Below are 13,588 nucleotides of genomic sequence, written 5' to 3' on the forward strand. Positions count from 1 at the left end.
ACAAATATAACCCTTCCTAAAGCAAACGCTGGCAGTTGGCTAATCGCTAGCCAGCGTTGTTTTTATCCAGTAGGATAAGCTAAGCCTCATCACTAAATAACAAGAGTGCATAATGACCTTAGCTTGGCAAAATCGACTTATTTACTTACTCGCCTTCTGTAGCGGCTTTTCCATCATGGGTGTGGAATTACTCGGCGGCCGCATTCTGGCTCCTTTTTTTGGCAGTAGTGTGCATATCTGGGGCAGTATTATTACTGTTTTTATGCTGAGCCTTTCGATTGGTTACTTATATGGCGGTAAGCTTTCCACCCAGAATGCTAACCTAACTCGCTATGGTATGATTTTTATTGTTGCTGGTGTGCTAGTACTCCCTATCGCCCTGTGGGCAAACCCCATTATGGAGACAATATTTGTCGCGATTGAAGACAGTCGCTATGGCTCATTGGCAGCCGCAAGTGCCTTATTTTTATTGCCGACCATAGTGCTTGGGATGATTTCTCCTTACTCCGTACGTTTATTGGTAACTAGCAAGGAGCAAAGCGGGCAAGTTGCTGGCATTTTGTATTTTGTGAGCACCTTAGGCTCTGCCATGGGCACCATTTTTACCTCTTTCTATTTTGTCCTTTGGTTTGAAGTTAACACCATTATTGTCAGCTACAGCGCACTGCTCGTGGTATTAGGGGCAACGGCCATCACGTTTCAAAAGTTGGCGAGTCAAACACAACTAGCGGCAACAGAGGAAGTGGCTCATGAAAACTAATGTATACCTGCTCGCCACTTTGCTAGCCTTTAGTTTTTTTACAACTAGTGCTTTAGCCAAAGTTATTCATCAAGAACGCTCTATGTATCGTAATATTTTAGTGGAAGACACAGGTAATTTGCGGTGCTTAAAGTTCAATGTAAAAAGTAAGAAAACCAACCAAAGCTGCTTTTTAAAATCAGATCCTAACCGCTTAGTGTTCAATTACACCAAGTTAATGTTCTCAGGCATGATAGTGAACCCCAACCCTAGCCGTATTTTAATTGTTGGCTTGGGTGGCGGCACCATGTCAAACACCCTGCACCAATTACTGCCTGATGCGGAAATAGAAAATATTGAAATTGACCCAGCAGTGATCAAGGTTGCTCGCCAATATTTCAGCTTTTTTGAAAACGATAAAGTCACCAGTAAGGTGGTAGACGGACGCATTTTTATTAAACGTGCGTTATTAAAAAAACAGCATTACGACTGGATTATTCTTGACGCGTTTAACGGTGACTACATTCCCGAGCACTTAATGACCAAAGAATTCTTACAAGAAACCAAAAAGTTATTGTCGGACAACGGTGTACTAACCGCTAACACCTTTTCAATTAGCGATTTATACGACTATGAATCTTCCACTTACCAATCGGTTTTTGGCAATTTTTACCAAGTGAAAAGCAAACGCCAAGAAAATCGAATTATTCTCACCACTAAAAATGAACTACCGAACAAAGCACAATTAAAAACAAACTTGGCAGCATTGCACGACCGTTTGCGCCCATATGACGTCAATATTCTCAAAGTATTTAACAGCTTTACCAACAAGCAAGACTGGCCGGCAAACGCTCCGATACTGACAGACCAATTCTCGCCAGCAAATTTGTTGAATCAATAAAACGAGAAATTTATGTTTGCCAGTGAGGGGCAATAAGCTGCCAAACCAGCTGCTGGTGCTGATAAACAGGCAACTCGCTGCGCTCTGCTAGCGGTCCAAAGCTAAAGTATGGGCTCTTCATTGCTTGCTGCAATTGCTCACAAACATAAACATCTTCCTGCATAAAATCACCTGAACCTAGCGGGTGCTTATCACCTAGCTGGGTACTATTTGCTTTTACCTTACGCTGCCAATAAGCATACGACTTTGCCGCTTGTGACATAAATGCTAGTGATGAAATGTTTTTCACTTTTGTTCGAATATTTACACGGGTTTTATCAGCCGCGAGCGGCACGATATGAAACACCGACCAAGACGATTCCGTTTCTGCCAAGCCTATTCCCGGAAATAGCATAGGCACCCAAGCGCCCAGCTTAGGATCGGTTTTATCCATAAGCAGTGGCAAGGGGGCGTTAGTACTAATATCTTGCTGATAATCGGCGCTAAGTGGCTCCCAAAAGTGAAAATGCTGACCGGCAAAACCAAATTGCGCCCGCTTGTGATCATACATGCTCAAGGTACCTGAATGCAGGTGAGCCAGATGGTAGTGATCAATATAGTTCTCCACCACAATTTTCCAATTGGCGTTAATTTCTTGGCTAACAAAATCATCGGGAGATTCAATTAATAACTCGACATCATAAGGCGCAAGCTGCTCTGCCATTGGCGCAAACCAATCGGCTAGCTCAATTGCATCTGGCTGGGCATGCACCCAAATCATGCCACGCCAAACACCGACTTTGGCAGGCTTTAAGCCGTAACAGCTTTTCTCTAGCTGACTAAATTGGCGTTTATGCTCAGGCAACCCCAGTAAGTTGCCGGCGAGATCATAGCTCCAGTTGTGATAAGGGCACACAATCCGAGTGCCAATTTTACCTTTACCATCCAGTAGCCGTGTACCGCGATGACGACACGCATTGTGATATGCACTTAACTGATTGTCTTGTCCTTTAACCACGAGAATATCCGCCAAGCCAGCCTTGGCGGTTAGATAGTCGCCCGGCGCTATCAAATCTTCCACTAAGCCTGCATACTGCCAATGTTCAGTAAATATATGGCGTTGCTCTAACTGGAAAAAGTATTCGCTGGTGTACGCCTCTACGGGCAATATGGCATTAAGCATGCGCTCTCCTTACGTCTATGTTTACCAATATGAGGTGTGCGGATAAATAAAGCAGCTAGCCGCCACCAGTGCCCAAATCAGCATGGTAAACCAGTACATACCCGGCTCGTGCTCACGACGATAAGCTTGCCAGATATAAGCTTGGCCACGCACCAAATCAATTAACAGCCAAATGACCAAGGCAAAGCCTAACCAATACGACCAAGGTAGTAAGTTCAACATTGAGCTGCTCTCCTGTAAGTAAATTTTGAATTAAACATATATGCTCCTTCGTTGCTCTTGCTCACATTTATTATTTGGCATATTTACTGCTCGGTATTTATCGCTCGTCATAGTTGAGCGTGCCGTCTAAATCTCTGTCTAGGGCGATTTGCCAGCCTTTACCCGGCACATGGCAAGTAAAGGTTAGGGCGTTGTTTGGCAACATAGCTAAGGCAAGTAAATCTTCACCGCTGATCAGGGCGTCATTACCACTATCACTGCGATACATTGCTTCGTTTGGTAAATAGAAATATCCGCGATTTTGCTGCGCAATACTGCCTTGGGCAATTAAGTCACATTCGGTTACTTCACCGCCTAGTAGTTTCGAGACAAAGGGTGTTTTTGCTCTTTGCTCAAATAGTTTAACGCGCTGCGCTACCGCTTCACCTGTGGTGTGATTAACCGTAATTTGTTGGCCAACGATTGGGGCTAAATCGTTATCGAACTCCATCATGTAGTCCACTAGCCCTTGTCGCGTTACTTCGTCTGGAATACCGATTTCACCCGCATTAAAATGACAGCCAAAGCGTGCGTCTGCTCCTTCTGGGCAGCCGATTTCACCGTTATCAAATACACCCCCTTTAAGGAAATTCAGTAATTGATCGGTAGCGCCATCGTGTAAAAAGCCAAAGCCACGAATTTGCTCTCCTTGATGCTGCTTAGTATGCGATGGCAAGAAACCTTCGCGATCCGGCAAACCAAACATGCCGACACGAGTATATAAGTTGCGTAATTGTGGCACTTTAAAAATCTGAATTTCGCCGCCGTGGGCAATTTCACCACGGCTACCATAAAAGCCTTGGGCGTGGTCAACACCATGGCAGCCTTCACAGTTAACACCATCAACTGAATCACCATTAAGTGGTGTATCTGTCGCTGCGCCATCAGCGCGACGTTCACCATGGAAAAAGTTAGCGCCTTTTTGCGCCGAGGCTGACAACCCATTGTCTAGCGTGCGGATAGGGTTTGGCGGCAATGCCACACCCAGCATAAAGTCTGCAAATTTATCCATATCTTGCTCAAGCGCGATAACATCTGACGACTTCTCTGCGGCCTCTGCCGACTCTGGTAATTCAATGTTTAAACCGAGCAAGCCTTCAAACGCGACAATAAAGTTCTTAAACGACTGTTTTTCGTCTAGCGTTTGATTGCGATCATCACCAAAGTAGCCCACTGAACGGTCACCACGCCAATGCATATGGCCATGATGCTGCATACCCCGCATAGTCTGTGTGCCCATTGGCCCTTTCATTGAGGCAAAAGTGCGTTTGTCACCATCTCCGTTAATCAACTCCAATAGCTGACAACTTTCTTCGTCAGAGCCGACCAACAAACAACCGAGCTCAGATAAGTTTTGAGTCGGGAATGGTTGCGGATTGCGAGCATTTCCAGCGTCAGGGTTACCTAAGTTCCAGCTTAGGTGGTCGGTATCCCCAAAAATATGACAGCTTGCACACGAGGCTTCGCCGTTAGACGATGAACGTTGGCCGTCATAAAGCATAAAACGACCCGCTGAAAAGCTTTCTGGCTCTAGCGTTGCTAACGCAATACGCTGCATTTCTCGATGAGAATCTCGGTCAATACGAACTAGGCTGTTATCAAATCGGGTGTAAACATAAAGTGCATTGTGCTGGCGTGACAACAGCAAGCCTGCTGGACCACCGCTAACATCTATATGGTTTTCATTGGCCGCTATCGCCGAATATTCTTGCTCGACACCGCCTTTACCATCCCAATATTTGTCTTGTTCAAGCTGTGCTGCAGGAAAAACCGCGACTTTATTGGAGCCAATAACAGCATTGTATAACCATTGTCCATCGCGGCTAACGGCTAGTTGCGTTGGAGTTGAAAGCGTATAAGCTTTTAACTCACCGTTCCCTTTTAAATCGGCATAATCAATATGAGTGTTTAGCGGCCTAACGCTAACTTGTTGCCCTTCTGCCGCAAGCGGCGAAATCACTGAAATTTGACTGCGCGCGATATTGCCTTGTACGGTTGAGCCTGTAAATTCACCAGCCCCTTCAAAACGCGTGGCGTTATTAGCCTCAGTATTACTGACATATACCTGCCCGTTTACCGGATTAACCGCCAAATTAAATAAAGTCGTTCCGACATGTGAATAACTCGCAGTTTCGGTTAATGACTCAGTATCAATGGCGAATACATCGGTATCTGGCAGGGTAAAACGAATGCCGTTAGAAAAGTTACGCCCTTTGCTATCACGCCATTGGCCAGAAGCTTGGTCATACTTAACAATCATGCTGGTCCAAGGTTGTGGCTTACCTTCGCGGTTTGTGCCCGGTGCTGTGCGCCCGCCGGGTAGATAGCCGTCAGCCAAGCCATTTGGGCTAGAGATTTGATCAAGCACTTGGCATGGATAAGCGCCATATTCATCGTCTTCATAGCCGTAACAAAGCACCGCCTCATGCACCGCCGTGGTTTGATTACCAGAATTAAACACGCCGGCATAAACCGTTTGCTCATCAGGCGTAACCGCGAGGCCTCGCAGAGTATCACCAAAAACAGCAACAATTTTTAGCGGTTTGCCTCCTAAGTTCGCCCCCAGCTTTTGCGTATCAAATACCCAAATATCGCCGCGCCCTACCCCAGCGGTATGCAACTGAGCATCGCCAGCCCCTTCGACATCAGCTAACGCCGGATTCATTCGTTGTTGTCCACGGTGAGCAGTGGTAATAAACGCCTTTTGCCTAGCAATCACAATATCTTTAGGTTCATCACCAACAAGCAAGGTGCGCACAACCTTGGCAGGCACGGCGGTTAAATCAATAATGCTGATGGAGTCAGATACATGATTTACCACCCAAGCTTGGTTATTGGTGATCGCTACCGCGACAGGGTCAACGCCAACCGGCACAGATTCCGATAAACTCAGTGCCCCTTGCTGATCAACATCGAAAATATCTAAGCTGTTGTTCGCGGTATTGGTAATTAATACACGGCGACCATCTGGCGTTTCGGCAATCGGTCTCACAGGTGCCGACTCAAAGCTGATAAAGCGCCCTTTTGCACTTGGCGGCGCTATTTGTGGTGGCACCTGCTCGGTTGGTGGCACAGGTTGCGGTGATGGCTGGGGCTGAGGCATAGCCACTTCATCTGAATTTGAACCATTACCACCACAGCCTGCTAATGCAACTACTGTCATTGCACTAAAAGCAAACCCTATACTTCTGATAGCACTTTTCATTTGAGCCGATCCTTTCCATAAATTTTCAAATTGACAATTTATAAAATAACCAGCCAGACATTAAATTGTCAACGTGACAATTTAAATTTTCTTGATATAGTTCGATAAACACCCAAGCTCCAAAGCAACTAACCGCTATTCACGCAGGAGAAATATGGCTAGACCAAGCATGGCCGGCCAGCGCCGCGAAGAAATTCTTGATGCGCTGGAACTTTGTATTCTGGAAAAAGGCATACAAGCCACGTCGTTAGAAAACATTGCTGAAAAGGCACGAATGAAGCGCACCATATTGCGGCACTATATTGGCAATCGCGATCAAATTATCATTGCCTTAAGTGAGCGTTGGGCTAAGAAATACCAGCAAGAATGGCAAGAACTAATGCTCTGGTTACCGCCCGCTAATCGCAGCGAAGCCTTACTTGATGCACTGTTTACTGTGCACTCCAAGGAAATGGTCAACAATGCCGTGATCGGTGAAGCAATTTTTTCCGAAGCCAAACGACTGCCAGAGATTAAGGCACACCAAGTAGCCATTATGGCGGAGTTTATTAGCCACGCTTGCACGACCTTCCAACAAGACTACCCAAACACAGCCCCTGACAAAATTGAGCTTGTCGCCCACGCCCTATATGCCAACTACTTGATGAGTGAATCCCTGATTCCACTTAAAATGGTGGATGAAATTCATAAACTAAAACAAGCTTCTAGACTGCTGTGTCAAGTTTTGGAGACAAACTAACCAATTTACAATTAGAGAAATCATTTATTTTCACTTTGACAATTTAAAATCAAATCTCTAAGCTATGCTCATCTTTTAGCCTGAAGGGGATCATTACGTGGGCTTAGCAAATTCTTTAATTACCACGGCAATCATTGCTGGCTTGGTTTGGGCAGTTGCCATTTATCAACCAAGTGCCAATGCCATTGAAAGTAAATCGTCAAATCTTGTGCTTAAGCAAGCAGCTGAAAAGCCGCCAAAGCAAGCGGCTATAAACTCGGTTACACAGCCAGTAACCGTTAACTCAAGCAAGCAACAAAGCAAAAAAGAAAAGGCACTGAATAACACACCAGAAGTTATTCAAGTTAGTGGCATTAGCATGCGCCTATCATTAGATAACACCGCACCTTTATGGCAAGCTTTTGAACAAGCCACCGAACTACATAACCAATTGTCTCAACAGCCACAACAGCTTTATGTCAGCTATGGTGATTTTGATAAGGACTTTGGCACAGCGACAGTCACCATAGGCTACCAGGCAACATTACTTAACTCAGCTTCAAAGCCGCTTACGATTTCACTAAGCCAGTATAAAACTCTGCTAGTACGCAGCAATTACCGCAATGATGAGCTAAAAACAGGCTGGCAGAAAATTAACTATAACGCGGCACTAGACAGTGTTCTAGAAATTCACCAGCTTGATGGCCAAGGCCAATCGGTAGCGACAGAGCTACTGGTTGCCTATCGATAACAGCTTATCGAGAGCTATTTACCTAGAGTAAACACGAGGAAGATATAATGGATTGGTTAACACAGATTTGGTCAGTTGATGATGTTTGGTGGCTAGAGACTTGGATTGATGACTGGTTTTTAGTGATTGCGCTGGCGTTCTTTGTGATTGAATTGCTGCGCTATGCTGTAAAAAAACAAGTTACCAGAAATTTACTGGGCGACAGCCTTGCTAACTTTGTCACTTTGGCTGCTTTTATTACCATAGTCGCTATTGTCGCTGCCGCTTATGTTGGCGTATTTTTCTACGCCTATGAATTTAGGCTTGTCGATTTGCCGATTTCTCTCTGGACCATACTGTGCTGCATTATACTTGCCGATCTTGCCTACTATTGGGAGCACCGATTCCTGCATATGAATGGCTTCGGCTGGGCGACTCATACTGTGCACCATAGCTCACCGCACTTTAATATTTCAGTCGCATATCGCCATGGCCCAATGGACTGGTTTTTCCCACTGTTTTTCTACCTGCCGCTAGCGCTAATGGGCTTTCATCCGTTTGTGATCTTTTTAGCGGAAGTCATCGTGCAGGTTTATCAAACCTTGCTCCATACAGAAACCGTGAAGAAGTTGCCCCGCCCGATTGAAGCGATTTTCAATACGCCATCGCACCATCGTGTACACCACGCAACTAACAAGGAATACTTAGATAAAAACTATGCCGGCATATTGATTATTTGGGACAAAATGTTTGGCACCTTTGCCGAAGAAAAAGCCACAGTGCGCTACGGGGTATTCCCAAGAATTAATAGCGTCAATCCAGCCAAAGTCTTCTTTAGTGGCTATATGACTTTAGCGAAACGATTGTGGCAAGCGCCCTCTTGGCACTACCGTTGGAATTTACTGGTAAAATCGCCAACATGGGCATGGCAGCAAGAGCAAATAGCTAAGCAAAAAGGATAAGTTGATACGATTAAGTTGAAAAGATCTTAGTTTAATTCGTCAGAGTTGATAGTGTTCTATCAACTCTGACCATCACATAGGTGCCAAACTCGGCCGTTCAGCAACTAATGATCTTAAATTTAATTACGATAGGTGATGTTCAACCGACTCATTTCAAGGCAGAGTCTTGTTGGGTAAGAAAGCCTGTTGCAGCTTGATGTGGCAATTAGAGCAAGCTAATTGCTGCCCCATATAAATAGCACTTCATCTAATTTACACCGTTACATTTTTAATTTGGGGATTTCTTCTCCGTATACCCACTTATCAAAGAAAGATGTAAGAGAAGTTGCAGTTGTTTTCTCGAAAGAAGATTTTAGATCTTGGGTAGTTACTGAACCATCTTTGTGTTTAACCGTATACTCTTTAAGAGCTTTCCAAAATAACTCTTCCCCTAATTTTTCTCTAAGCATATAGAATATGATTGCGCCTTTGCTGTATGCCATTGTGTGATTAATCTCTTGTTCTCTAATCACTTTACTTAATGCAACAGGGGCAATACGATTTTCATTTACAGCTATTTCTACACGTTTTACGGCTACGCTTATTTCGTTTTTATAAGCGGTATCACCAAACAAATGTTGTTTGTAAGCTGCTACTAAAAATACGACTAATCCTTCATTTAACCAGAAATGTGAAAAATTTGAGCTAGTGACACTATTACCCCACCATTCATGTGCTAGTTCATGAGCAATAAACCAATTTTCATTTTTGTTCTTCAAAACAGTGTGAACAAACTTTTCACCCACCAAGCTAAAACCAGAAGCTTCTTGTGCCATATAGCCATCTACAACAACATAACGATAACCATGTTCATTAAGCGAAAATCCAGCTTTACTCTCAAAAAAACTCAACATATCAGCAACATCTTTAAAGGCTAATTTTAACAAAGGCGAAGTTAAGTCAGATTTTTCAGCTCTTCTATACAAAACAGAAATATCAGTTCTACTGGAATCCAATAGTAAAGTTTCAAAAAAACCCAGAGCAAAACCAAAAGTATATATCGGAATTGGAATATCCTGCTTCCAATGAGAAATGGTTGTCTTTTGGCCAGTCTCGTAGCGAGATATTAACTGTCCATTACCCACTGATTCCAAACCTGTTTCATGTTCTAATAAAAGTTCAAATGTTGCTTTATCTGATATATCACCATGAGAAATAAGCCAATTTTTTGTATGATATACAGTAAACAGGTGATCTTCATAAAACTTCATACCTCTCTCTGGTGCAGCGGTATATTCAACTTTTAAAGAGTAGGCTTTACCTGATTTTAAATTATCTTCAAACTGAACTATTAATTGCTCATTTATTAAATCGTAGTTAATAGCCTTTCCACCAAATCGGACAGATTTCACTTGTTTATATTTAGAAGAAAACTTTAACTGACGCAGGTTTTGAATCACTGGGACGAATTTTATTGTAACAGCGGCAGACAAATATTTGCTTTCAAAGTTAGGTTCAATTTCTGCTCGGTAATGCACGTAATCTACTTCTGAAACCTTAACTTCATCAACCTTTGCATGCCCTATATTTGGTATTGTTAGGATGAAGAAGCACAGAATTGATAGATGAATGAACTTCATATTCAACTTACCCTTTATGGCGTTTAAGCCAGTTTTTTACTGGTATTAACCATTCTTTTCTTGGCTTAAAAAACGCTCCATGTTCTTTACCAGTCGATATTGAAATTTCTTCGAAAGAACTAACAGTATCACCTCTTCTTGCGACTACATCGCTACATGAACCAACTGAATCTGAGGTTTCGTAGACTGAAAATAAGTGTCCATAAATTGCTATTTCTTTTCTCTTAGCTAAACCGCTTGTACATGCAGCTAAAATAACAAAATTAATATTTTTGTTTTTTAGATAACTTGATGTAATTGCCGTAATAAACCCTCCACGGGAAAAACCAACCAAAGAAATATTTTTCGCTGGCACACCGTTTTCGATTAATTTATTCACTTGTGCTGCTAACTTCTCTGCATATTTAAAAGGGTGAGTTTTAGCTGGTCGGTGAGTAGCTATTAGGTGATAGCTAGAATCGGTTAGTTGCGCCTTAACGGCTGGAAAGTCATATTGTCCCCAACGCTCATGAATAGGGGTTGGGTTTTCGCCTTCCACAATATAGCCATGAGAATAAAATACGTAACTTGCATTCTTATCTATAACCTCAGGAAATGCATAATTTTCGTTTGCGAAAGCTGAACTACTAAAAGTTAAAAATCCAAGTAGAAGTAATAATAATTTCATATAGATATCCCTATACTTAACGTTCAAAATGATGCAAAACCTACACTAATAACATTCCTGATATCAAACGTTTTATACCAACACGTAAATTGTCGCTGCCGTTATTTGAATGTCCGCTTGTAGAGTTGAGTCAATAACATCAAATGACTGTGACCACCGTCTTTTGATCGCTCATAGCAGCCGTTGGGTGCATCAACTGCTAATCTTATTTAAACTGGCGAGTGAAAGTGAAACCTTGCCTTGGACTTGTTGAAACACTAGCCGCGGTTAACAGTTTATTTCCTATTTTTCTTGTTGCTTGTGTTTTCCTTTCTTACCAACCATTTTTCGAGCGTCGTTTCTTTGCCACGGAAAAATTGAACATAAGTCCACAGCGAAAAACCTTCTACGAATTGACCAATAACAACCAATACCACTAGCAAGACACCTAATAATTCCATCTCTCAACTCCTTTGGTTAAACCAATAGCTATTTGCTAGACCTTTTTCTAAACCTAGGGCCCTAACCTTAGCTTCCTAACCCTAACGAAAGCTGCTCCATAATGGCGAGTAGTTGCTGCGCATCAGGGCTATTGCTGTTCATCAATCCTTTTACTGTACCCAGTTGATCCGGTTGGCTACGATGTTGGCCGAGCTTAGCTTTGGCTTCAACACGGTCGATATCAATACGAAAACCGATAATACCTTTAGCGAGTTTATGCTGATAGTCCAATGGCATGGTGGGTTGGGTATCAGCGCTCTTTGTTTTTTCAGTTAGTGCTTGTTCGTCTAACTCTTGTCCATCTAACTCTTGTTCGTCCAACTCTTGCTCGTGTAGCTCTTGTTCGTGTATTAACGAAGGCTGATATTTTTGGACAAGCTGCTGAACGGCATCAATTGTTTGCGCTTCATCAAGCCAATGCAAACTGCCGTGAACATGCACAGCTACATAATTCCATGTTGGCACATTGGGCTTACCTTGATACCAAGTCGGGTCGATATAATCGTGTGGGCCATGGAATATCGCCAACACATCGGAATTTTCGGCCGCTTTTTTATGATGATTATTACGCGCGATATGCCCAATCAAGCAGTTTTGCGCTTGATCGTAAATCAGTGGCACATGGGTGGCGTCTAAACTTGGGGAAACAACCGTTGCAAAGCTGTAACGATTAATAATGTCGGCAATTTGTGCTGGCTCTTGAATTCGCCACTTTTCCGGGACGTGCATACAGCTCCTAATCCGTTAGTTGTGTTAGATACTATCTCTAATCACTAAAACTAACGGATAAGACACTGATTGTTAATTTATTTTCAGCACAAATTTGATGAATTAAAATCGGCTACATTAGAAAAGTAGCCTCACAATTTTCTACGTTATTACTTTTTCCGTCCGAGTGATAAACGTTTTTTATCACCTGAATTTTTCCCTGTATCGCTCACTCCATTTTCAGTTTTTTTAGCGCCTTTAGCGTTAGGATTATCGATACGGTAGGTTGTGCTTTTGTTTGTGCCTTTATTTGATTTTTGTTTTGGCTGTTCAGTACGAGCTTTTCTCGGCTGTTCACTTTCGCGAGCAGGTTTAGCGGATTGATTATCGCGATTACCATTGTATTTAGCACTGTGCTTGTCGTTTTTGCGATTTGAATTCGCTACTGAGTGGGTCTCGCGACGCTGTTCATTGTCTCGCTTGTTATATGGCTTATTTTGAGACTCGTTTTGTGGCTTTTTAGCCGCTTTATCATTTTTCACATGGCGAGCGTTTGAACGACTTTTATCATTTCTTATGCTGTCATTTTCTGCCTGCTCAGCTTTAAGTGACGTTTTGCGTGAGTCTTTTACTGCGCTATTAATTTGCGCTAATTCGTCTTTGGTTAAGTTGCGCCATTGCCCCGGCTTTAAGCCAGTTAAATCAACATTCATAATGCGCACGCGCTTCAGCTTAGTCACTTCATAGCCAAGGTATTCACACATACGGCGAATTTGTCGGTTTAAGCCTTGAGTTAACGTGATTTTGAACACGAAACGACTGACGGGTTCAACGCGACAAGGGTTAGTGATCGTGCCTAGAATAGGCACACCGCGTGACATGCGCTCAACAAAACGTTCACTGATCGGCTTATCTACCGTCACAATATATTCTTTATCATGAGCATTTTCGGCACGAAGAATTTTATTAACGATATCACCGTCACTGGTCAGAAAAATTAATCCTTCTGAGGGTTTATCTAAACGGCCAATGGGGAAAATACGTTCTTTATGACCAATGGCATCAACGATATTGCCGCGCACTTGGCGCTCTGTGGTACAAATCACGCCAATCGGCTTATGGTAAGCGATGTAAATACGATCCGATTTATTCTCCGCGCTGGCTGCGATTGGCTTGCCATCGACTTCCACTTGATCGCCATCTTGCACTTTTGTGCCCAGTTCAGGCAACTTACCATTAATCGTTACCCGTTGGCGTTCAATTAATTTATCCGCTTCACGGCGTGAGCAAAAACCCGATTCACTGATAAATTTATTAAGGCGCTTTCCGGTGCTAGCGTTTTGAGCAGGCTGTTGAGCTGGTTTGTGCGTTGGCAAGGTGAGGTTCTCTGAGCAGTTAACTTGGCGGCGATCATAGCCTAAATTCACCAAAAACGC

At 43.1% G+C, this 13,588-nt stretch carries 13 protein-coding genes; 5 read left to right on the forward strand and 8 right to left on the reverse strand.

The features are described 5' to 3' along the window. Positions 1-112 precede the first annotated feature (112 nt). Together DXX92_RS16950 and DXX92_RS16955 are read left to right on the forward strand one after the other, a co-directional pair. Entirely contained in the window at positions 113-760 is a 648-nt protein-coding gene (locus tag DXX92_RS16950; RefSeq protein ID WP_116001791.1) for a fused MFS/spermidine synthase, read from the forward strand. Continuing rightward, entirely contained in the window at positions 750-1,640 is an 891-nt protein-coding gene (locus DXX92_RS16955) for a spermidine synthase (protein WP_116001793.1), read from the forward strand. The genes DXX92_RS16950 and DXX92_RS16955 overlap by 11 nt, the downstream gene beginning before the upstream one ends. Positions 1,641-1,650: 10 nt before the next feature. On the opposite strand, the gene DXX92_RS16960 is transcribed toward DXX92_RS16955, so the two are convergent. From DXX92_RS16960 to DXX92_RS16970, 3 genes are all read right to left on the reverse strand, one after another. Continuing rightward, positions 1,651-2,802, reverse strand: a complete 1,152-nt coding sequence (locus tag DXX92_RS16960) for an aromatic ring-hydroxylating oxygenase subunit alpha (protein WP_116001795.1) — start codon at positions 2,800-2,802, stop codon at positions 1,651-1,653. Between the two features lie 21 nt (positions 2,803-2,823). Beyond that, on the reverse strand, positions 2,824-3,024 hold the full coding sequence (locus DXX92_RS16965; protein ID WP_116001797.1) for a hypothetical protein: 201 nt from the start codon (positions 3,022-3,024) through the stop codon (positions 2,824-2,826). A gap of 97 nt (positions 3,025-3,121) precedes the next feature. Beyond that, a complete protein-coding gene (locus DXX92_RS16970) occupies positions 3,122-6,268 on the reverse strand; it encodes a hypothetical protein (protein WP_220347670.1) in 3,147 nt (1,048 codons plus the stop codon). A gap of 154 nt (positions 6,269-6,422) precedes the next feature. On the opposite strand from DXX92_RS16970, the gene DXX92_RS16975 reads away from it, so the two are divergent. The 3 genes from DXX92_RS16975 (at position 6,423) to DXX92_RS16985 (ending at position 8,678) form a co-directional block, all read left to right on the forward strand. Further along, positions 6,423-7,007, forward strand: coding sequence for a TetR/AcrR family transcriptional regulator (locus tag DXX92_RS16975; RefSeq protein ID WP_116001799.1), 585 nt, complete (start codon positions 6,423-6,425; stop codon positions 7,005-7,007). Between the two features lie 97 nt (positions 7,008-7,104). Next, positions 7,105-7,737, forward strand: coding sequence for a hypothetical protein (locus DXX92_RS16980; RefSeq protein WP_116001801.1), 633 nt, complete (start codon positions 7,105-7,107; stop codon positions 7,735-7,737). Positions 7,738-7,784: 47 nt separating this feature from the next. Next, a complete protein-coding gene (locus DXX92_RS16985; RefSeq protein WP_116001803.1) occupies positions 7,785-8,678 on the forward strand; it encodes a sterol desaturase family protein in 894 nt (297 codons plus the stop codon). 260 nt (positions 8,679-8,938) lie between these two features. On the opposite strand, the gene DXX92_RS16990 is transcribed toward DXX92_RS16985, so the two are convergent. From DXX92_RS16990 to rluF, 5 genes are all read right to left on the reverse strand, one after another. Then, positions 8,939-10,297, reverse strand: coding sequence for a M1 family aminopeptidase (locus tag DXX92_RS16990; RefSeq protein ID WP_116001805.1), 1,359 nt, complete (start codon positions 10,295-10,297; stop codon positions 8,939-8,941). Positions 10,298-10,304: 7 nt separating this feature from the next. Then, positions 10,305-10,964, reverse strand: coding sequence for an alpha/beta hydrolase (locus DXX92_RS16995; protein WP_116001807.1), 660 nt, complete (start codon positions 10,962-10,964; stop codon positions 10,305-10,307). A gap of 275 nt (positions 10,965-11,239) precedes the next feature. After that, a complete protein-coding gene (locus DXX92_RS19115; RefSeq protein ID WP_181901776.1) occupies positions 11,240-11,404 on the reverse strand; it encodes a hypothetical protein in 165 nt (54 codons plus the stop codon). 67 nt (positions 11,405-11,471) lie between these two features. Continuing rightward, entirely contained in the window at positions 11,472-12,173 is a 702-nt protein-coding gene (locus DXX92_RS17000) for an FMN-binding negative transcriptional regulator (protein ID WP_116001809.1), read from the reverse strand. 149 nt (positions 12,174-12,322) lie between these two features. After that, the gene (rluF, locus tag DXX92_RS17005) at positions 12,323-13,528 is read right to left on the reverse strand and encodes a 23S rRNA pseudouridine(2604) synthase RluF (protein ID WP_245961558.1); all 1,206 of its coding nucleotides are present in this window, start codon (positions 13,526-13,528) and stop codon (positions 12,323-12,325) included. Between the last annotated feature and the right edge of the window lie 60 nt (positions 13,529-13,588).

Source organism: Thalassotalea euphylliae (assembly GCF_003390395.1).
GTDB lineage: Bacteria > Pseudomonadota > Gammaproteobacteria > Enterobacterales > Alteromonadaceae > Thalassotalea_F > Thalassotalea_F euphylliae_C.

Coding starts and splice junctions, on each gene's coding strand:
- DXX92_RS16965 (WP_116001797.1), bottom strand. CDS start 3,024: ATGTTGAACTTACTACCTTGGTCGTATTGGTTAGGCTTTGCCTTGGTC.
- DXX92_RS19115 (WP_181901776.1), bottom strand. CDS start 11,404: ATGGAATTATTAGGTGTCTTGCTAGTGGTATTGGTTGTTATTGGTCAA.
- DXX92_RS16960 (WP_116001795.1), bottom strand. CDS start 2,802: ATGCTTAATGCCATATTGCCCGTAGAGGCGTACACCAGCGAATACTTT.
- DXX92_RS16975 (WP_116001799.1), top strand. CDS start 6,423: ATGGCTAGACCAAGCATGGCCGGCCAGCGCCGCGAAGAAATTCTTGAT.
- DXX92_RS16950 (WP_116001791.1), top strand. CDS start 113: ATGACCTTAGCTTGGCAAAATCGACTTATTTACTTACTCGCCTTCTGT.
- DXX92_RS16995 (WP_116001807.1), bottom strand. CDS start 10,964: ATGAAATTATTATTACTTCTACTTGGATTTTTAACTTTTAGTAGTTCA.
- DXX92_RS16990 (WP_116001805.1), bottom strand. CDS start 10,297: ATGAAGTTCATTCATCTATCAATTCTGTGCTTCTTCATCCTAACAATA.
- DXX92_RS17000 (WP_116001809.1), bottom strand. CDS start 12,173: ATGCACGTCCCGGAAAAGTGGCGAATTCAAGAGCCAGCACAAATTGCC.
- DXX92_RS16955 (WP_116001793.1), top strand. CDS start 750: ATGAAAACTAATGTATACCTGCTCGCCACTTTGCTAGCCTTTAGTTTT.
- DXX92_RS16970 (WP_220347670.1), bottom strand. CDS start 6,268: ATGAAAAGTGCTATCAGAAGTATAGGGTTTGCTTTTAGTGCAATGACA.
- DXX92_RS16985 (WP_116001803.1), top strand. CDS start 7,785: ATGGATTGGTTAACACAGATTTGGTCAGTTGATGATGTTTGGTGGCTA.